General features: G+C 37.7%; 20 protein-coding genes and 2 pseudogenes. 12 read left to right on the forward strand and 10 right to left on the reverse strand.

The features are described 5' to 3' along the window. Positions 1–90: 90 nt before the first annotated feature. The 11 genes and pseudogenes from ileS to A5482_RS07975 all read left to right on the forward strand — a co-directional run bounded on the left by ileS (position 91) and on the right by A5482_RS07975 (position 10,955). Positions 91–3,024, forward strand: a complete 2,934-nt coding sequence (gene ileS / locus A5482_RS07925; protein WP_069791861.1) for an isoleucine--tRNA ligase — start codon at positions 91–93, stop codon at positions 3,022–3,024. 340 nt (positions 3,025–3,364) lie between these two features. Beyond that, entirely contained in the window at positions 3,365–4,249 is an 885-nt protein-coding gene (gene rfbA / locus A5482_RS07930; protein WP_069791860.1) for a glucose-1-phosphate thymidylyltransferase RfbA, read from the forward strand. Between the two features lie 16 nt (positions 4,250–4,265). Beyond that, positions 4,266–5,660: a dTDP-4-dehydrorhamnose reductase gene (gene rfbD, locus A5482_RS07935; RefSeq protein WP_071891763.1), complete on the forward strand. Its 1,395-nt coding sequence runs from the start codon at positions 4,266–4,268 to the stop codon at positions 5,658–5,660. Positions 5,661–5,663: 3 nt separating this feature from the next. Further along, positions 5,664–6,713: a dTDP-glucose 4,6-dehydratase gene (rfbB, locus tag A5482_RS07940; RefSeq protein WP_069791859.1), complete on the forward strand. Its 1,050-nt coding sequence runs from the start codon at positions 5,664–5,666 to the stop codon at positions 6,711–6,713. Positions 6,714–6,909: 196 nt separating this feature from the next. After that, positions 6,910–7,371 (forward strand): DUF29 domain-containing protein, encoded by a 462-nt coding sequence (locus A5482_RS07945; RefSeq protein WP_069791858.1) that lies wholly within the window; start codon positions 6,910–6,912, stop codon positions 7,369–7,371. A gap of 211 nt (positions 7,372–7,582) precedes the next feature. Next, positions 7,583–7,867: a type II toxin-antitoxin system Phd/YefM family antitoxin gene (locus A5482_RS07950; RefSeq protein WP_069791857.1), complete on the forward strand. Its 285-nt coding sequence runs from the start codon at positions 7,583–7,585 to the stop codon at positions 7,865–7,867. Further along, on the forward strand, positions 7,860–8,030 hold the full coding sequence (locus tag A5482_RS07955) for a hypothetical protein (protein WP_201150105.1): 171 nt from the start codon (positions 7,860–7,862) through the stop codon (positions 8,028–8,030). The genes A5482_RS07950 and A5482_RS07955 overlap by 8 nt, the downstream gene beginning before the upstream one ends. Positions 8,031–8,565: 535 nt before the next feature. Continuing rightward, positions 8,566–10,362, forward strand: coding sequence for a group II intron reverse transcriptase/maturase (gene ltrA / locus A5482_RS07960; RefSeq protein ID WP_069791837.1), 1,797 nt, complete (start codon positions 8,566–8,568; stop codon positions 10,360–10,362). A gap of 9 nt (positions 10,363–10,371) precedes the next feature. Then, positions 10,372–10,542 (forward strand): type II toxin-antitoxin system YoeB family toxin, encoded by a 171-nt coding sequence (locus tag A5482_RS07965; protein ID WP_083260486.1) that lies wholly within the window; start codon positions 10,372–10,374, stop codon positions 10,540–10,542. 98 nt (positions 10,543–10,640) lie between these two features. Beyond that, positions 10,641–10,739 (forward strand): annotated as a pseudogene (locus A5482_RS07970) (DUF29 domain-containing protein); the annotation flags it as partial. A 33-nt stretch (positions 10,740–10,772) separates the two neighbouring features. After that, positions 10,773–10,955 carry a transposase family protein gene (locus A5482_RS07975; RefSeq protein ID WP_242412016.1) on the forward strand — a complete coding sequence of 61 codons (183 nt, stop codon included), beginning with the start codon at positions 10,773–10,775 and terminating at the stop codon, positions 10,953–10,955. A gap of 220 nt (positions 10,956–11,175) precedes the next feature. Here A5482_RS07975 and A5482_RS07980 read toward each other — a convergent pair whose 3' ends face one another. Together A5482_RS07980 and A5482_RS07985 are read right to left on the reverse strand one after the other, a co-directional pair. Then, complete coding sequence (locus A5482_RS07980; RefSeq protein ID WP_069791675.1) at positions 11,176–11,733, reverse strand: Uma2 family endonuclease; 558 nt, start codon at positions 11,731–11,733, stop codon at positions 11,176–11,178. 66 nt (positions 11,734–11,799) lie between these two features. Next, positions 11,800–12,969, reverse strand: a pseudogene (locus tag A5482_RS07985) (O-linked N-acetylglucosamine transferase, SPINDLY family protein); the annotation flags it as partial. Between the two features lie 138 nt (positions 12,970–13,107). Between A5482_RS07985 and A5482_RS07990 the strand changes: the two are divergent. Continuing rightward, positions 13,108–14,454, forward strand: a complete 1,347-nt coding sequence (locus tag A5482_RS07990; protein ID WP_069791677.1) for a class I SAM-dependent methyltransferase — start codon at positions 13,108–13,110, stop codon at positions 14,452–14,454. 77 nt (positions 14,455–14,531) lie between these two features. Here A5482_RS07990 and A5482_RS07995 read toward each other — a convergent pair whose 3' ends face one another. From A5482_RS07995 to A5482_RS08030, 8 genes are all read right to left on the reverse strand, one after another. Then, the gene (locus A5482_RS07995) at positions 14,532–15,302 is read right to left on the reverse strand and encodes a hypothetical protein (RefSeq protein WP_069791678.1); all 771 of its coding nucleotides are present in this window, start codon (positions 15,300–15,302) and stop codon (positions 14,532–14,534) included. Between the two features lie 35 nt (positions 15,303–15,337). Further along, complete coding sequence (locus tag A5482_RS08000) at positions 15,338–15,856, reverse strand: type IV pilin protein (protein WP_069791679.1); 519 nt, start codon at positions 15,854–15,856, stop codon at positions 15,338–15,340. Between the two features lie 151 nt (positions 15,857–16,007). Further along, positions 16,008–16,562, reverse strand: a complete 555-nt coding sequence (locus tag A5482_RS08005) for a type IV pilin-like G/H family protein (RefSeq protein ID WP_069791680.1) — start codon at positions 16,560–16,562, stop codon at positions 16,008–16,010. Between the two features lie 192 nt (positions 16,563–16,754). Continuing rightward, positions 16,755–17,342 (reverse strand): type IV pilin protein, encoded by a 588-nt coding sequence (locus tag A5482_RS08010; protein ID WP_069791681.1) that lies wholly within the window; start codon positions 17,340–17,342, stop codon positions 16,755–16,757. Positions 17,343–17,584: 242 nt separating this feature from the next. Then, on the reverse strand, positions 17,585–18,679 hold the full coding sequence (locus A5482_RS08015; protein ID WP_069791932.1) for an ISAs1 family transposase: 1,095 nt from the start codon (positions 18,677–18,679) through the stop codon (positions 17,585–17,587). 267 nt (positions 18,680–18,946) lie between these two features. Beyond that, positions 18,947–19,378: a type II toxin-antitoxin system VapC family toxin gene (locus A5482_RS08020; protein WP_069789813.1), complete on the reverse strand. Its 432-nt coding sequence runs from the start codon at positions 19,376–19,378 to the stop codon at positions 18,947–18,949. Beyond that, positions 19,375–19,605 (reverse strand): hypothetical protein, encoded by a 231-nt coding sequence (locus A5482_RS08025; RefSeq protein ID WP_069789812.1) that lies wholly within the window; start codon positions 19,603–19,605, stop codon positions 19,375–19,377. Before A5482_RS08025 ends, A5482_RS08020 begins: the two co-directional genes overlap by 4 nt. Positions 19,606–19,925: 320 nt before the next feature. After that, entirely contained in the window at positions 19,926–20,477 is a 552-nt protein-coding gene (locus A5482_RS08030; RefSeq protein WP_069789811.1) for a hypothetical protein, read from the reverse strand. Between the last annotated feature and the right edge of the window lie 12 nt (positions 20,478–20,489).

Here is a 20,489-nt window from a genome sequence, read left to right on the forward strand (position 1 = left end):
TCGTCAATCTTGACATTGAGAGATAACCCCTATTCGCAATACAATAGCAGAAGTAAAAAGTTATATTAATTAATCTCTCTTATCTATTCTATGAGTGAACCTAAAAATTATAAAGATACCGTCAACTTGCCCCAAACTAGCTTTAATATGAGAGCTAATGCGGTACAAAAAGAGCCAGAATTGCAAAAATTTTGGGCAGAAAATCAAGTATATGAAAACCTAGCCGAGAATAACCCCAAAGAATTATTTGTCCTCCATGATGGCCCACCCTATGCCAACGGTGACTTACACATGGGCCATGCCCTCAACAAAGTTCTTAAAGATATTATCAATAAATATAAACTATTACAAGGGCATAAAGTTCGTTATGTGCCTGGTTGGGATTGCCACGGTTTACCCATCGAATTAAAAGTATTACAAAGCATCGAAAAAGAAAAAAGGGCTGAGTTAACCCCCATTAAACTAAGGTATAAAGCCCGTGACTTTGCCATTAAAACCCAAAAGAAACAAGCAGAAGGATTTAAACGTTATGGCATCTGGGGAGACTGGGAAAACCCTTATCTCACCCTCAAGCCTGAATATGAAGCAGCCCAAATGGAAGTATTTGGCAAAATGGCCCTCAATGGTTATATTTACCGTGGTTTAAAACCTGTCCACTGGAGTCCTAGTTCTCAAACTGCTCTCGCTGAGGCAGAATTGGAATATCCTCAAGGACACGTTTCTCGCAGTATCTATGCTAGTTTTAATATTACTAAATTAAGCGAAAAAGCATCTAATTTAGAACAATATATGCCTAATTTGGGAGTTGCCATCTGGACGACAACCCCTTGGACAATTCCTGGTAACTTGGCAGTAGCTGTTAATAGCAAGTTAGATTATGCTGTGGTGGAAGTAACCCCCCCTAGCCCCGCCTTAAAAGAGGGGGAATCTACTAATTCTCTAGTAAAAGAGGGGCAATATTTGATTGTTGCTCAAGATTTGGTGGAAAGCCTTGCTAATACCTTCGGTGTCAAACTGGAAGTTAAAACCACCATCAAGGGTGCAGATTTAGAATTATCTACCTATCAACATCCCCTTTTTGACAGAGAAAGCCCTGTCGTTATCGGCGGTGACTATATCACCACAGAATCTGGTACAGGATTAGTACATACTGCCCCCGGCCATGGACAAGAAGACTATATGACAGGGCAGAAGTATAATTTACCAATTCTTTCTCCTGTGGATGACAAAGGGAATCTTACGGAGGAAGCAGGGGAATTTCAGGGCTTAAATGTCTTAAAAGATGCCAACCGAGCCATTATTGATGCTCTGACAGGTAAGGGTAGCTTATTAAAAGAGGAAGCCTACGAACACAAATATCCCTATGATTGGCGTACCAAAAAGCCTACTATTTTTAGGGCAACTGAGCAATGGTTTGCCTCAGTGGATGGTTTTAGAGAGGAAGCATTAAAGGCTATCAAAGAGGTTAACTGGATTCCTGCCCAGGGGGAAAATCGCATTACTCCTATGGTGAGTGAGAGAAGCGATTGGTGTATCTCCCGTCAACGTAGTTGGGGTTTACCTATTCCTGTGTTTTATGATGAGGAAACCAATGAGCCTTTGTTGAATGAGGAAACTGTTAACCATGTGAGAGATATTATCAGGGAAAAAGGCTCGGATGCTTGGTGGTTGATGTCGGTGGAGGAGTTATTGCCTGAGAGTTACCGCAATGATGGTAAAACCTATCGTAAAGGTATGGATACTATGGATGTTTGGTTTGATTCTGGCTCGTCCTGGGCGGCGGTGGCAAATCAGAGGGAGGAGTTGAAATACCCTGTGGATCTATATTTGGAGGGATCTGATCAACATCGAGGCTGGTTCCAATCTAGTCTTTTAACTAGTGTGGCGGTAAATGGTCATGCGCCTTATGAGACTGTGTTAACTCATGGTTTTGTGTTGGATGAGAAGGGCATGAAGATGAGTAAGTCTATCGGTAATGTGGTTGATCCTAATTTAATCATCAATGGGGGTAAAAATCAAAAGCAACAACCTCCTTACGGTGCTGATGTGTTGAGGCTTTGGGTATCTTCTACGGACTATTCTGGGGATGTGCGCATTGGGGATAGTATCATCAAGCAGTTGGCGGATGTTTATCGTAAGATTCGTAATACGGCTCGATTCTTAATCGGTAGTTTACATGATTTTGATCCTGCTAAAAATGCGGTGAGTTATGCTGATTTACCTGAGTTGGACAAGTACATTTTGCATGAAACCCATCAGGTTTTTACGGAAATTACTGAGGCTTACGAGAGTTTCCAATTTTTTAAGTTCTTTCAAAAGGTACAAAATTTCTGTGTAGTTGATCTTTCTAATTTTTATCTAGATGTAGCAAAAGATAGACTTTATATTTCTGATCCTAATTCTGCCCGTCGTCGCAGTTGTCAAACTGTTATGGCTATTATACTGGAAAATCTGGTAAGGGCGATCGCTCCTGTACTCTGTCATATGGCAGAGGATATTTGGCAGAATCTCCCCTATGAAAAGTCTTGTAATTCCGTGTTTGAGGCTGGTTGGGTCAATCTAAAACCTGAATGGGTGCAAAGCCCCGAATTTGCCCAAAAATGGCAGGAATTACGCCATATTCGCACGGGGGTTAACAAGATTTTAGATGATGCCCGTAACCAAAAGCTCATCGGTGCTTCTTTGGAGGCGAAGGTGTTGGTATATGACACCACTGGTAAGTTAGCCGACACTTTGGCGAGTCTAAATCCTGATGATGCGCTTAATGATGGTAACAGGGTGGATGAGTTGCGTTATCTCTTGTTAGTGTCTCAGGTGGAGTTAGTGGAAGATGAGTCTGCGTTGGATGAGAGTGAATATCGAGGGGAAATCACTTTAACCGATACTACTCTTAAGGTAGCAGTAGTTAATGCAGAGGGGCGTAAGTGCGATCGTTGTTGGAATTATTCTAATGCGGTAGGCAGTTTTGTGGATGAACCCCTAATTTGCGATCGGTGTAAGGAAGCCCTAGCTGGTAATTTTTAACTATATAAAGGGTGGGAAATTCTCACCCTTTTATTTTAATTTTACTGTTCACTTCTCCGTGAGTTGAATTGATAACTTCTCTTCTTTAGATAGGATTAAGCAAACCCTGCTACTTTGTGATCTGAGCTTTTAAGATATTTAATCTTTACAAAATTGTACCGTAAGGGCGATCGCAAAAAAATTATTACACATGATTTACCCACTTTTCCCATTCATAAAACAATAAAAAAGTTGATTGCTCCTAACCCCCCTAAGCCTTGATATACCTTAACCCCACAAAATACTGAAGAGGAAAGTCTTAGTATTGGTTAACATAACAATAAATTTATGATATGACGATATGAAAGGAATCATTCTAGCTGGTGGCTCTGGTACTAGGCTTTACCCTTTAACCATGGTAACAAGTAAGCAATTGTTGCCAGTATATGACAAACCCATGATTTATTATCCTTTATCAATATTGATGTTGGGTAAAATTAAGGATATATTAATTATTTCTACCCCCAGAGATTTACCCAATTTTCAAAAACTCTTAGGGGATGGTAGTCAATTTGGAATAAATCTATCCTATGCACCACAACCTTCTCCTGACGGTTTAGCACAGGCTTTTATCATCGCCAAAGATTTTATTGGAAAAGATAATGTGGCCATGATTTTGGGGGACAATATTTATTATGGTAATGGGCTGACAAAAATTTTGAAAAAAGCAAAAAGGAACCTAGAAAATGGAGAAGCAACTATTTTTGGATATTATGTCAATGATCCAGAACGTTTTGGGGTAGTAGAATTTGATCAAAATTTTAAAGTTATATCTATAGAGGAAAAACCAAAAAATCCTAAATCAAACTACTGCGTTACAGGACTTTATTTTTATGATGATAGAGTAGTAGATTTTGCCCAGCAAATTAAGCCTTCCCCCAGAGGAGAGCTAGAAATCACAGACCTAAATAATATGTATCTTGAGCTACAAAGTTTAAATGTAGAATTATTAGGAAGAGGATATGCTTGGTTTGACACTGGTACGATGGATAGTTTAGTGGAAGCAACAAATTTTGTCGAAACCATTGAAAAAAGACAAAGTATCAAAATATCTGCCCCCGAAGAAATTGGCTATTATTATGGTTGGATTGACCAAAATACTCTATTAAAATCAGCGATAAAGTATGGTAAATCTCCTTATGGTCAACATTTACAGAAGGTAGCAGAAGGTCAAATTATCTATTAGCGAGGAGTGAGCAACTGTGCAAATTAGTAAAACAGCTATTGATGGGGTTTTAATTTTAGAACCTAAGTTATTCTCGGACAATCGAGGATGGTTTATGGAAACCTATGTTGATAAACGATTACGAGAAAAAGGAATTAATATCAACTTTGTTCAGGATAATCATTCTTTATCTTTACAAAAAGGAATTTTAAGGGGTTTACATTTTCAAGTTGAACCTAAAGCACAAACAAAATTGGTTAGATGTACTAGGGGAAGTATCCTTGATGTGGCCGTTGATTTGCGCAAGGGTTCACCTACTTTTAAAAAATGGGTATCGGTGGAGTTGTCGGCGGAAAATAAAAAACAATTACTCATTCCCAAAGGATTTGCCCATGGTTTTCTTACTTTAACCGATGATGCTGAAGTTCAATACAAGGTTGATGAATATTATAGTCCTGAGTGCGATCGCACCTTAAATTTTGATGATCCAGCCTTAAGTATCAATTGGGGCATTGAACACCCCATCATGTCAGAAAAAGACTTAGTAGCCCCCTTACTAAAAGATAGTGATGTTAACTTTCAAATCAAAGCATTAGTAACAGGGGGAAATGGACAACTAGGATACGATGTCAGTAAACAATTATCCCAAATAGGAATCAAGGTAATTACTACCACCAAAGATAATTTAGACATTACCAACGAAAAACGCACAAGACAATTTATCATCGAAACTAAGCCCGATATTATCATCCACTGTGCCGCCTACACCGCCGTTGACAAAGCCGAAGAAGAGCAAGATATATGTTACTCGGTTAACGTAGAAGGAACAAAATATATAGCTCAAAGCGCACAGGAAATAAACGCTAAATTAGTTTATATCAGCACCGATTATGTCTTTGACGGCTCAGGAAATACCCCCCATGCCATAACAGATTTCATAAATCCTGTTAACTATTATGGTCAAACCAAGGCAGAGGGAGAGGAAATTGTAAAAAATTACATTCAAAAACATTTTATCATTAGAACCTCTTGGGTATATGGAATTAACGGACATAATTTTGTTAAAACCATGATGCACTTAGGGGAATCAAAAAAGAAAATACAAGTAGTTGACGATCAAATTGGCTCTCCAACCTATACCAAAGATTTAGCTATATTTATCAGTGACTTAATTCAAACGGAAAACTATGGCACTTACCATGGAGTTAATGAAGGTTATTGTAGTTGGTATCAATTCGCCCAAGAAATTTTCGCTCAACTGGCACAAGATATGGAGATAATACCCATATCATCCAAAGGATATATAACCAAAGCCCAAAGACCAAAAAATTCTCGTTTATCTACCGTCGCGACAGGAAACATTGGGCTGGAAAAATTACCCCATTGGAAAAATGCCCTCAAAAGATATTTACAAGAAATTAAACAAAAATAAACCATGAAAAAAATATTAGTCACTGGCGGTGCAGGATTTATCGGTAGTAATTTTGTCAGGGAAATGCTGAATCTTCACCCCGACTATCAAATTATTAATCTTGATTTATTAACCTATGCAGGGAATTTAGCAAATTTAAAAACCATTGAAAATCATCCTCATTATACTTTTATAAAAGGTGATATTAGGAGTAGAGAAACCGTAGAGAAAATTTTTCAAGTCTATTCCATTGATACTGTCATCAATTTTGCGGCTGAATCCCATGTTGATAGGAGTATTATTGACCCAGATATTTTTTTAACCACTAATATCATAGGTACACAGGTTTTATTGGATGTGGCGAAAAGGTATTGGAAAATTAATCCTGATGATAAATACTGTGGAAAATATCGAGATGAAGTAAAGTTTTTACAAGTGTCAACAGATGAGGTTTATGGAGCTCTGGGTAAGACAGGAATGTTTACCGAAACTATGGCTTTGCTTCCTAATAGCCCTTATTCGGCTTCTAAAGCTAGTGCAGATTTAATTGTTCGGGCTTACCATGAAACTTTTGCGATGCCTGTTAATATTACTCGTTGTAGTAATAATTATGGAGCTTATCAATTTCCTGAAAAGTTAATTCCTTTGACTATTAATAATTGTCTAAAAAATAAACCGATTCCTGTGTATGGGGATGGTATGCAGGTTAGGGATTGGCTTCATGTGAAGGATCATTGTTCTGCTATTGATACAGTATTACATAAGGGAAAAGTAGGAGAAATATATAATATTGGGGGCAATAATGAAAAGGCAAATTTGGATATTATTCGTTTAATTATTGATAGTTTAAATAAGAATGAAGATTTAATTCAATTTGTAAAAGATAGACCTGGACACGATCGCCGTTATGCCATTGATAATAGTAAAATAACTTCTCAATTAGGTTGGAAGCCTCATTATACTTTTGAGCAGGGTATCGAGGAAACCGTTGATTGGTATGTTCATAATCTTGACTGGGTAGAAAATATCGTTAGCGGTGATTATGCTAAGTATTATGATTCTATGTATTCTTGATAATTGTCGATCTCGCAGAGATCTGCTTCGCAGTAAGCAAAGTGCCACCTGATCAAGAAGTGAAGTTGCGCGATCATGAAGTGGTAGGCTACGCCTGATCACAAAGTGGAGCTGCGCGATCGCACAGCGCCCATTAATGAAAGCTCGATGAAAATAATTTATAATTATAGCCAGTCAAAAATCTGAGGTAATCGTAATGGTGGCTCAAGTAACTAAAAATCAAACAAATTTATACGATACTGATTATAATCTCTGGGTATTAGAAACTGTCAAAAAGTTAGAAAATAGAGATTTAGATTCTCTTGATTGGGAGAATTTAATTGAAGAGGTATTAGATTTGAGTAAAAGGGATAAAAGAAAAATTACAAGTTTATTAATGAAATTGATTGAACACTTGTTAATTTTACAATATTGGGAATGTGAAACAGAAAGAAATCGAGGTCATTGGGAAAGAGAAATATTGAATTTTAGACTGCAAATCATCGAAGAATTAGAAGATAGCCCTAGTTTAAATAATCATTTAAACAGTAAATTTCTTGACTGTTATCAAAAAGGTCGTAAATTGGCTTCTAAACATTCTCAACTCCCCCTCAATATTTTCCCGGAAAAACCGATCGCACTTATTGAACAAATTTTAGATGAAAATTGGCTTCCTTAAAATACGATTAGGGGAAGACTACCACTTTGCCTACTGCAAGGCAGATCTCTGCGAGATCGCACTTTAGATGAAGGTAGAGGATAAAAGGCGATCACGAAGTGGCAGGCTACGCCTGATCGCAATGTAGTAGAGATTTTACCGAATAACCTACGAAAATAAAAATAATGATATGATGTACGTAATTGTGTACATAAAAAGTTGAGGATTAATTATGTTTAGCTACGAAATAACATCCCCCACAGAAGCCAGAAATGGGTTATTTAAACTTTTAGATAAAGTAGTGGAAGATCATCAAGTTTTTATTATCAATCGTCGTCAAGGGGAAAATGTCGCCTTAATTGCTGAGTCTGACTTGCGTAGCTTAGTAGAAACCGTTTATTTATTCAGGAATCCTGCTAATTCTCGTCATTTATTCGGTGCGTTAGAAGAATCCATTACAGGTAAAATTAAACCTCAATCGGTGGAAGAATTGAAAGGGGAATTAGGAATTGAGTAAAAAAAAGAAACAAAACTCTATTTCAGGAGATATACAACCAAGTTTTCCCCACGTTCCGGGTTTTAGTAGTCCGTTTAAAAGTGATTTACCAAAAAGTCGGCGTAAAGCCCCTGGCTTTAGACATGGGGGTGCGACTCGTTCTAGTCAAAGTTTAGGTAAATAACCGAAACGTAAGCTAGGCAAGGTTTACATTATGTACCTTGACAACTTTATACTCATGGAGATGTAAGTTCTCCCCTCTAGTTGATGGAGTGAAAGCATAGTCCACAGCGACCTGGTGTTTGGTAAACCACACGCTGAAGCTGGATTAAAAGATGGTAACTCGAAGCCTAAACGGGAATCCCATCGAGCAAAAAGACCATGACTACGCAAGTAATCTTCGTTTGAACCGTCGTGAATGAAAATTAGCCAAATAAGGCTGACAGGCTAGACTAAAAAGTGTTACCTAATGCACCAGCAGGCTCCCCATCCTGAACTGGAATCAACAGCAAAGAGTCGGTGGATAGAAGAAGTCTAAAGTCTGTAAATATGAGTATAAGGAACGAGGAAACCCTCATTATCTCTCCTTCGGGAGTAGTAACCAGCGCAAGGTAATGAGGAGTAGGATTCGCTAAGAAGCAAATGCCCAACTGTAATGGTAGGGATAGGCTGACGTAGCGACTTTGATAACCAATGAATAGTCTCAAGTAGCTTAAATTATGACAACGTGTAACACGATTGATAAAACTGAAAATTGGAACTCTATCGACTGGCGAAAAGTAGAGAGAGAGGTTTTCCGTTTGCAAAAAAGAATATTCAAAGCAAGTCAAAATGGTAATGTTAAGTTAGTCCGCAAATTGCAAAAGTTGTTAACCAACTCTTATTATGCGAAACTCTTAGGCATCAGAAAGATAACTCAAGACAATTCAGGCAAAAAGACTGCTGGAGTGGATGGAATCAAATCCTTAACACCAAAGCAACGTCTGGAGATGGTCAATAACCTGAAGCTGAAAGGTAAATCAAAACCTACTCGTAGGGTATGGATACCTAAAGCCAATGGAGAACAAAGACCTCTTGGGATTCCGTGTATGGCAGAGAGAGTTAAACAAGGGTTAGTTAAACTAGCACTTGAACCGCAATGGGAAGCCAAATTTGAACCAAATAGTTATGGTTTCAGACCAGCAAAATCGGCACACGATGCAATAGAGGCGATATTTCTATCTATTAGAAACCAGCCGAAATTTGTATTGGACGCTGACATAGCAAAATGTTTTGACCAAATAAATCATGATGAATTACTGAATAGAATCCAAACCCACCCACTATTAAGACGTGAAATAAAAGCATGGCTGAAAAGTGGAGTTTTGGACGAAGGATTTTTACTACCAGCTAACAAAGGCACACCACAGGGAGGTGTAATTTCCCCATTGTTAGCAAACATAGCCTTGCACGGTATGGAAGAAGAAGTGAAAACCTACGCCAGAACATGGAAAGGAATCAAAGAGAAGAATGCGAGAAGTATATCTCTAATAAGATATGCCGATGACTTCGTAATCCTACACAAAGATGAAGAGGTTATTCTCAAATGTAAGGAAATCATTGAAAATTGGTTAAAACCACTGGATTTAGAATTAAAACCAAGCAAAACCCGCATCTCCCACACATATTGCGAGTATGAAGGAAACACGGGATTTGACTTCCTCGGATTTAATATCCGTCAATACGAAGTAGGTAAAACTCACACTGGAAAAAACGGTCAGAGTCTCCCTCTTGGATTCAAAACCATCATAAAACCATCAAAAGATAAAATCAAAAAGCACATCCAAAAGATTGGAGATGTCATTAGGAAACATAAAGCATCACCACAAGTAGCGCTAATCAAAGAGCTTAATCCCATCATTAGAGGTTGGGCAAACTATTATCGCTCGGTATGTAGTAAGGAAACTTATGACAAATGTGACCACCTTATGTATAAACAGTTAAAAAGATGGGCTGAAAGAAGACACCCGAATAAGTCCAAGTCATGGGTAGCTAATAGATATTGGCACACTTATGGCAATAAAAACTGGGTGTTTTCGACCAGAGATGGAGATGGATTCAAACTTCTAAATCATAGCGAGATTGAAATCAAACGCCATGTCAAAGTCAAAGGTGACAAATCACCCTACGATGGAGACTGGATTTATTGGACAACAAGAGTAGGCAAACACCCAGAGGTCTCGACTAGAGTGACTAACTTACTTAATAAGCAAAAAGGTATATGTACAGTATGCGGACTTAATTTTAAAGATGGAGACAAACTAGAAGTTGACCATATTACTCCCAAAGCCCTTGGCGGAAAGGATGAATATAAAAACCTACAGTTACTTCATAAACATTGCCATGATAAAAAGACAACCAGAGATGGAAGTCTGAGTTGTGTCCATGACAAGGAGGTTATTAGAGAGGAGCGGAGTGAAGGGAAACTTTCACGCTCCGTTCTGAAGACGAGTCAGAATGGTGACATTCTGGCTTAGTTTAACAGTATGTCAAAATGGTGGTTTAAAAATGACAAGAAAAAGGCTGAAAAAATATTAGATTTAGTTACTGAAGTGATAAAAAACCCTTTTCAAGGCATCGGCAAACCAGAACCTTTAAAATATATAGAAGGTAATATAAGGCACAGCTACGCTGGACGCATATTATATACAGTCTAGGGGCGATCGCACTCTAATCCCCCACAAGACTGATCGCACTTTCCCCTCCTGAAAAGAATCTATAATGTGGATCTAGGCCAAAAATAAAGTAAAAAGATATGGTAGCTCAATTAAAAACTGAAGCTCAAAATTTGTACGATATTGACTATAATCTCTGGGTATTGGAAACTGTCAAAAAGTTGGAAAATAGAGATTTACCTCAAAAAAAACCGAGAGGGGGAGAGTTGACGGTGGAACAAAAAGAGGAAAATAGAGAATTATCAAGGGAAAGAGTCGGATGTGAAAACGCTTTTGCCGGGGTAAAAAGATACTATGCTGTATCATCAGTTTATAGAAATAGAATGCCAGAATTTGATGACAAACTAATGGTAACAGCTTGTGGATTATGGAATTTATATTTGGAAGTAGCATAAAATAAAATCAGGAATAAGAAAAATCCCATTAACTTTATTTAATATTCAATATTAAAGCTATCTCCTACTATTTCGCAACAACTCTAATACTCTAATTGAAGTTAAGTAACTGTGATTTTTAATGTTGATCAATTATTATTGATAACATCTAAATAAAAGATTTCTAAGGCCTGAGATGAAAATGGGCTTCCCTAACAAAGTTCGCGCTCTAATGAAGTAACTAAAACAAAATGCGATCAAGCCTTATGGTGATAGGTTCTGGTTGACTCAAGGTTAAAGAATCTTCAGAAGAGAGTTTTGTTATATTCTGATAATAGTTTTTCTGGGGATTTTGATATATTTCTAATAAGTTTTGATTGAGATCCACTAACCACACTTCTCGAACTTTATTTTCTGCATAGATAGGTATTTTAAAGGTGCGATCGTAGTCTATACTGCTATCAGCCACTTCGATTAATAAGAAAATATCTTCAACGGTAGGATGGTCATTTGCGTAAAAATCTTTGCGGGGTTTCAATAAAACAATATCAGGCTGTGGCTCAGAATTATTATTAAGTTTAATCGGATCTTGTACCCCTATAATAACTTTTGAACCTAACTTTTCTGCAAATAAATAATTAATTTTTTTGACACAAGAAGCGTGTTTAAATCCTACTGGTGATATTTCAAAAATTTCCCCATTAATTAACTCAATTAGATAATCTTCTTTCAACACGCCTGATGTAATTATTTGATGATATTCTTCGATAGCAAATTTTTTACGAGGTAAATTTAACATATTTCTTTTAGATTGATTTCAATCCCGCCATGGAAATAATGATATCAAGAATAAGCTAAGAGGCATTTAACTTGCATTTTCTCTCAAATATATTTCCCACATTTGTTGATAGGCTTTTTCCATTTCCCTCGTAAACTGTTTGGCATCCCAGAGAGGAGATGTTTTTTTAGATTGTCTTAGTTTCCAGCTTACTTCTTGGCGTAGGTTTTCATCTGTGCCAAGTTTTATACCCCATTCGATATACTCTTCATCACTCCGGGCAATGCCTTCGGTAATACCAGCATTCATCATAAAGGTATAGCTATTACGGGCGGCGAATTGTTCCCCTACTCTTGTTACTAAAGGAATTTCCATCCATAAGGTTTCAAGGGTTGTGGTTGCACCATTATAGGGATAAGTGTCTAGGACTATATCTGCGATCGCCAAATTAGCCCGATAGACTGCTTCGGTGGGGGTTCGATCTAAAAATTTCAGGCGGTTAATATCAACTCCCTCGGCTTGTGCGATTGTGATAAATAATTCTTTAAGAATTTCTTGATCTCCATTACCTTTAATAAGAAAATAACTATTTTCCACCGCTTTAATTATTTTCATCTGGGCATGAATTATATCTGGATGACGTTTGAGAGCGTTTTGAGTATTGAAATAAACGATCGCACCTTGGGGGATTCCTAAATCGTCTCTGCTGATGGATGGGGTAGCGACTTCAAAACCATCAACGGAGACATAACTATGGGGTAAACGCAAAATTTTTTCTTGATAATATTCTTGGGCATTATCGGGTAAAACATAAGAGTCAGCGATAAAATAATCGATAGCTGGGATACCATTGGCATCCATTCCTAACCAACTGACTTGAATGGGGGCTGGTTTAAGTGCCATTACCATGGACGTCATATTATGGGTAAAGCTATCTAAGTCAACTAATATATTAATTTCGTCTTTTTCGATTTGGGTAATTAAGTCATTGAGAACATTAGTAGAATTATGGGCATAATCCACCACCTCTCTAAAAAATTTCTTGGTAATTTCATCCTCTACTTGGTTACACACAAAATAAGCATAGGTGGTAAATTTTTCTTTGTCATGGTGGCGCATTAACCAGCGACTCAATAAACCCACAGAGTGCGATCGCATCGTATGCCCAATATAACCGATCTTTAATTTTCGAGATAAATTATTATTTGGTGAAGGGAAATGAACAGGACAACTATAATGATTTGGGGTTAGCATATCCTAAACTATTAAGACCCAACTAAACTTATTCTGATGAAATAAGTTTACATAATTTATATCGAAGAATAACAAATAAATAATGGTCTGAACTCTACTATAATCATTGTTAAATAAACTAATATATTAAACATAATTATAATGGATTTAAGTTCTTCTGAATTAAGTAATCTTAACGATAAAATACGTCAACAGTATGATTTTTTACCCTATCCTGAGTCGGATATAGAATATTCTCCCAAAGATAAGCTACCCAGTTTATTTATCCATAGTCTTGCTATTCCTTATTATCTACGTTATCAAAAAGTGATTGATACTAAGGGCAAAATTATTCTTGATGCTGGTTGTGGTAGTGGTTTACAGTCCTTAACCCTTGCATTAGCTAATCCGGGGGCGAAGATAGTGGGGGTTGACATATCATCAAAATCCATTGATTTATCCCGTCAACGGTTAGTCCATCATGGCATTAACAATGCTGAATTTCATACCCTTTCTTTAGATGATATTGAATCCTTAGGTTATCAATATGACTATATCAATTGTGATGAAGTATTATATCTATTACCTAACCCCAAAGAAACTCTTAAACTTTTTGAAAAAATTCTCAAACCACAGGGAATTATTAGAGCAAATTTACATAGTTCTTATCAAAGAAATGGTTTTTTTAGAAGTCAAGAAGCCTTTAGACAATTAGGTTTATTTGATGAAGTTTCTACAGATACTGCTATTGAGGTGGTAGTGGAAACTTTGGATAGTTTAAAAGATGCAGTAAAGTTAAAAGAGTTGTGGAGAGAGTTTGAAAAAAGGGTTAAACCGAATGAAAAACATAAGCAAGGATGGATTTTAGTTAATTATTTATTACAAGGAGATAAGGGTTATACCGTTGAGGAATTGTTTGATTTTCTGGACTATGCTGACTTAGATTTTCTTTCCATGGTGAATTGGCGCCAATGGGATTTGGGTGCTTTATTTAAAGATCCTGATGAGTTGCCGATGTTTTGGCAATGGGGATTAGAAGAAGCAACGGAACAGCAAAAGTTACAATTATTTGAGCTTTTCCATCCCATCCATCGGTTGATTGATTTTTGGGCAGTGAAAAAGGATGATACTATTATTCCCGATAGTCCTTTAAGTTGGTCTGATGAACAATGGTTATCGGCAAGGGTACATCTTAATCCTGTTTTGGCAACGGAGAAGGTGAAAAATGATCTACTGGAGGTAATCAGAAATAGAGGTAATTTTGAAATTAGTACCTATATTCCTTTACCTACCCTTGTGCCGATTATGGTTGATGATATGATGGGGGCTTGTTTGTTGCCCCTGTGGGAATCTGCACAATCTTTTGGGGCTTTAGTGGAAAGATGGTTGATGATTCAACCAAGAAATCCCGAGACTTTGGAGTTAAAGACTGACCATGAGGTGATGGGGGAAGTTCAGGAGTTATTGAGTAAGTTAGAAACTTTTACTTATGTGATGTTGGAGTTGTAAATGCTCCTAAATCCCCGAGTGTAGGGACTTCCTTTTTTTACTCCTCCAGAATTGGGAGTAGGGGGGAAATGGGGAATTTAATCTTCTTCGGGAAATTCTACTTGTAAGTTACCTTCTGGGGTGAGGGTGACGGTGCCCCCAAGGGCGGTAATTTGTTCGATGGCTAATTGTTGGGTTTCTTCATTTAAACCATTACCCAAAATAAACATCCAGGCGGCGACTCTGGCTCTTTTACTATCGGGGTTTTGCTCCAGAAATTGCACCGTTTCGAGGTTACGGGCGGCAACTGCTTCTTTGTCGGGGGAGTCGGTTTGTAATGCCCATTGGGCAGCGGTTTGATAGGATTTTTTGGCAGCGGTAATGTCTCCGAGGAAGAGCATTTCATCTACTCCTTTGTAACTCCAGATGTAGGGGGTTAGGGGATCTAGGGTGGGGGAAATTTGCTCAAGGGCTTGATCTAGCAGTCGGATGGTAATTTTGGGGCTGACGGCATAGAGGGTGTTGGCGGTGGAGAGGGAAAGGAGGGCGCGAACAAAACGAGGATCGTTGTTAACGATGATTTCAAAATATTTGGGTAGGAGGGGATAACCTGTGACTTGTCGGGCGGGGTTATCTCCGAAATATTGGATATATTGCAAGTAGTTCCAATTTGCTTTGAGGTTATCGAAACCGAAACTGGGGGCTTTGGTTTGTATGTCGAGGACAAGTCTGTTGAGTTGATTTTGTTGTTGATAATACTCCTCGTCAAGTTCTATGTCTGCTTCTAGTTGTCCTTTTTGTAGGGTGAGGATTCCTATCACAGAAATTATTAAACTTGTAATGGTGAAAAAAGTATTGACCCTAGGCATAACTATTTAAGGTAATTCCACAATTATATTGATAATTATCTTATTTTAACGCCATTGTTGGTGCAAGGCTCATCGGCTGTATCTCCTACTTGTACTTGTTCGCCGATGAGAGCGGCTTGACAGGTTGTCCGATCATAGGCACCGTTGGCGAAATAAACCCCTATGGCGTAGTTTTTGACTTGATCTTGGGGTCCATTAGTGGGGATGGCTTGAATTTTAACGTGATTTGTGGTTCCTGTGATGTTGTCTAGGTTGTAATATTTAACGTCAATGGGTCCTGTGTCGGCTTCAATGGCAGCTAAATTAAGGGCAAAATGACCTTTTAGGTAGTGGAAGGATTGTTGGCTACGGGCGAGGGTGCCAAGGTTGATTAAGACTTCTGCTTCTTTGGCTTTGCCTGTTTGGGAGAAAAAGGTTGGCACTGCAACTATGATTAAAATACTAAGGAAGATAATAACGACAATTAATTCTATGAGGGTAAAGCCTTGGGTTTGATTTTTATGGTAAAGGTGTCTTTTAACCCTCCACATGAAGATCATTTGTTGTTTGTTCATGGCGGAAAAGATTGATCATAGGAGTTAGTTATGGTTTGGCTTTTGCTATACTCCCCTAACTCGCCCTTAATAGGAGAATTTGCTTTCCTTAATAAGAAAACGGGATCCCTAACCCCCCTTAATAAGGGGGGAATAAAGAAAAAAGAAGGAGTTATCTGACGGCGGTTTGGTCGGTGTCACAAGAAGTGGGGTCGGTGGTAGGTGTTCCTGCGGTGCCACTGTTGTCGGCTTGGCAGAGTATTTGACTATATTGGCTGGAGGTAGGGTCAAAACCAATGGCACCGCTAAAGTCTCGAGTACCTTGGAATGCTCCGCCATCAGGATTGCCACTGGTATCAATGCTGAGGGCGGAGGAAGTAGAGAGGGTGCCGGTTCCATCTGCTACGGCATATACATAATAGGTGGACTCGGGGAGTGTAATATCTAACAGATTAGATGATTGTAATTGGGTGTTATCTAGGGCGGGGGTAAATACTCCATTTTGGAAATGATAGCTTTGTTGACCCCTGGTGATAGTACCGATGGCGTTTTTGGCTTCAGTTTCCCTTGCTTTGCCTACTTGCCCGAGGAGATTGGGGAGGGCAACAGCGGCGAGGATACCAATGATGATGATGACCACCAGCAGTTCGATGAGGGTAAAACCTTGGTTTTTGTGTTTCGTTTTATATTTTGTGAGAAGAAACAGGAGGAAGTTTTTGGTCGTCATGGTTCTATGGATAATCTTGGAAGTTGTTGGTTTGTCTTCTAAATCTGTTTATAATAGCGGAAATATAATTATTAAAAAAAGGATTGTGGATAGATCGTTTATAAATAGTAATCCCCCATGGTTTTGATGATAAGTTATCACTAACACCTATGGGGGGAATATGAATCGAGTTAATAAAAAATTAATTCGTGACTATTGAACTTCGGTGTCACCATCGGCACAGCCGGTCCCATCAGTTGCTCCAACATCAGGTATCCCCGCTGCCATGGTGGTTGCTGCTGCGGTACCTGTAATATCGGCTTGACAGATAATTTGACCGTATGCACCAGCTCCATCAAATTCGATACCACCCACATAGTCTCTGGTCCCTTGAGCGGCACCGTTATCTGGTGTCTCGTCTGGATCGATACCAACTGCATCGATGGAAGCGAAATCTGTTGAGCCTCCAGCTGTTACTGTAAAGGTATAGTACTTACTTCCTGGAACAATAACACCAAGGGCGTTTTGCTCTTGTAAAGCATCATTGTCAAGATCTACGCTGAAAGAGCCTTTCTCGAAGTGGTAGGCTTGTTGAGAGCGGTTTACGGTACCAACACCGTTTTTACCTTCGGTTTCTCTAGCTTTACCAACTTGACCTAAGAGGTTGGGGAGGGCGACGGCGGCTAGTACACCGATGATGATTACTACTACTAAGAGTTCGATGAGGGTGAAGCCTTCTTCTCCTTTTGCTTTTTTCTTGGCGACGTAGTTTAAATATTTTAAGGTTACTTCTGGTTTCATGGTTGTTTCTCCTGTGAGAGTTATTTTTAAAAGTTTTTCTTTTTCTGTTAGTTATAAGTTACCCACTTTTGATCGTGGATCGATCATGTTGGGGGAATTTTTTTTCTTTTTTCTTGTTCCCCCTTTACCAAGGGGGGCTAGGGGGGATCTCTTTGCGTTTTGATTCCCCTAGAGGTTTTTTTGTGGGGGCTGAGGTGTTGGGTTGGATCCCCCTAAATCCCCCTTAATAAGGCAGGGGTGATTCATTCTAAGAGAAAAAAAAGAGACTCAAGTCTGGAGTAGAGCCATCTCTGGGCTTTTGTCACCGAAGGAAAATCAAGTAAGCGTAAAAGATTTAACGCTATAGTTTTGAGAATAGAGATATTAATAACGGCATTAAGGTTTTTGATAGGAGATTGATCCTCTTTTAAAATTACATCCTTAATCCAGTGTAAATTATTTTCAATACTCCAATGTTCTCTAATTTTTTGAGCAAAAACCATAGCATCTTTTTTGAGACTACTCATATAATAGAGTGTTTGTTGATATGGTTTTGAACCTCGAAATCCCTCTCGTTGAACTTCAATAACGGATTTAATACTGATCCAACGAGGGTCAATGTTTTCTGGTGGATTATATACAGATATTTTTCTTGTAATATGACGACCATGACTAAAATCAGTATCATAAAAACTACTACGAGAACATTGATATTTAACGACATCATCAATGGATTGATATAGTTTTTTCTGGTTCTTTTTTACAGTGATTAAATAATCATTATCAGATTCAATAATTTTGCGAGTAGTCTCTTTTTGACAGTGTAAAGCATCGAGAGTAAATACAGCGTTGGTAACAGTGCTATTAGTTATCAAATCTTGACTATAGGGAATTTCAGATCCTTTTTTATTCTGAAATGTTCTTAAACCATAAACCCTTTTATTTTGGTGATTAAATAAAGAGATAAATACAATGAAATCTTGTTGATTTCCATACTTATCTGTGACAGTATTTCTTAAACTTTTACCATCGATAGAAAAATATTCTTGCTCTTGTTGTACTGAAATTAATTCTTGAGACCATTGATTAAAAAGAGATTCTAATAAATGATGGTCAAAACTAGAAATAACCCTTCTAATAGTAGAGTAAGAAGGAAGGTTATTACTTTTTATCTTCAGCATTTTAGATAGTGCTTTTTCATTATATTGACAAAAATCTCCTATGGCTCTGTAGCCGATAAACCCAGAGATTGTTCCTAGTATAAAAACTGTTAAAATTACCCATAATTGATGTCTTTTCCCTTTTGGGTTACGATAATCCTCGATTTGTTGAAGTTTTTCTACTAGACTTTTAAGCATTATTGAATGTAAAACAATTAGGTGAGCATTTTCTAATTTACTAGAAAACATTCACCCTTTCTTTTATTTTACTCCCTACTTTGAATCACCCCTGCCTTACAAAGGGGGGCTAGGGGGGATCTCCTTACGCTTTATTTTATAGCTGATTTGATTTTTGTGGGGCTGAGGCGCTGGGTTTGATCCCCCTAAATCCCCCTTAATAAGGGGGACTTTGTTATTTGAGATGGTGCGGTGAGGGGTACGGGCGTGAGGTGCGATCGGGAATTTCTATTTTAACCAAGGATTAAAAATACATATTTCTGGAAAACACAATTTAAAATCATCAACATTGCGAGTCACGATGGTAAGTTGATGATATATTGCAGTAGAAGCGATTAGACTGTCAATGATAGGTAGTTTTTTACCTTTTGCTTCAGATTCTCCGCAGGTTATTGCCCAGATTTCTAAAATATTTTTGTCTAAAGGCAATATTCTATCAGTAAATCTTTTTTCAAGAATAATAAGCCAATTATTTAATTTTTGATAACGGTTAGGATTTGATATTTTTAATTTGCTAATTCCTTTGCGTAATTCAGCAATGGTAATTATAGTTACAAATAATTGGTCTTCGTCTTGATTATCTAACCAGTCAATGACCTTGGGATTGGGTTTTTTTTTGACATATTCTGAGAGGGTGCAGGTATCTAAAAGATATTTCATAGATTAACTTCTCTGCCCCTGTCCTCATCTCTTTCAAAAATAGATTCTTCATCGTTTAATTCAGGCATTAGAAGGGAGGATGAGAGTTTAGACTGGGGATTACTATGAGAGTCTTCGGTAAGGATAATTACTCTAACTTTGTGATGATTTGTTAATTCTTGAAGATAATGAGGAGGGATTCTGACGATATCTTGTTCCAAATTTGTCTGGAATTCATAGGCTTTCATAATAGTAGTTTTTTGCTTACTTCAATAATATATTTTAGCTAATATTGGGGTGGTTAGGGTTAGTATTTCTTTTGCTTGTTCCGCCCTTACAAAGCAGGGTTGGATCCCCCTAAATCCCCCTTGATAAGGGGGACTTTGCTGTTTGGAGTGTTTTGGTGGGTGTAGGGGCGTGAGGTGCGATCGCAAAGTGGCAGACTAGACCAAAATCAAAATAAAGGTATCAAAGTAATAATATTAAGTTTGTTTGAAGGGAAGGGCCAATAGTAAATCCGTTTTTCTATTAAACCTTGGTGAAAATAAATGGATAGTACTTATTCTAATTATTTTGAATAAATATTTCTCCACTCAAAAAAAGGGTTATTTATACTACAATGAACATTTGCCCATACAGTTTGGAATTGTCTGTGGACACATCTTGTTTCAACCTTTCTAAATCCACTATTATTAAAGTTAATAGGGTTAACATTAACGTTATTAATACTCCTAGTTTCAACGGTTCTGGAAGGATAATAACCATTATTTTGATTAATATTATTATTTCTCCAATAGTTACTATTTCTTCTTAGATTACCATTGAAAAAATCAATACGATCATTGCTACTAGGAACAATAATAATTATAGTTTCTGGTCTTCTATTCGGATAACTATATCTTGAGGTTGGATGTTGAGAGTTTAAACCCCTATTAGGACGATGATTTTGGGCTATTACTAAGTTTTTGTCCTGATGACTAGAATCCAAAATGGTGGATGAATTTATGGGCTTATGAGAAAGAGATGGATTTAATTCTTGTCCATACATTGGTTTGACAATACTAAGGTTAAATATTGTTCCTATCCCTATCAATAGACCTAAAGATTTGATAATTTTCATGGTCTTTTTTTT

The organism is Cyanobacterium sp. IPPAS B-1200 (genome assembly GCF_001747005.2).
In the GTDB taxonomy this organism is placed as follows: Bacteria; Cyanobacteriota; Cyanobacteriia; order Cyanobacteriales; family Cyanobacteriaceae; genus Cyanobacterium.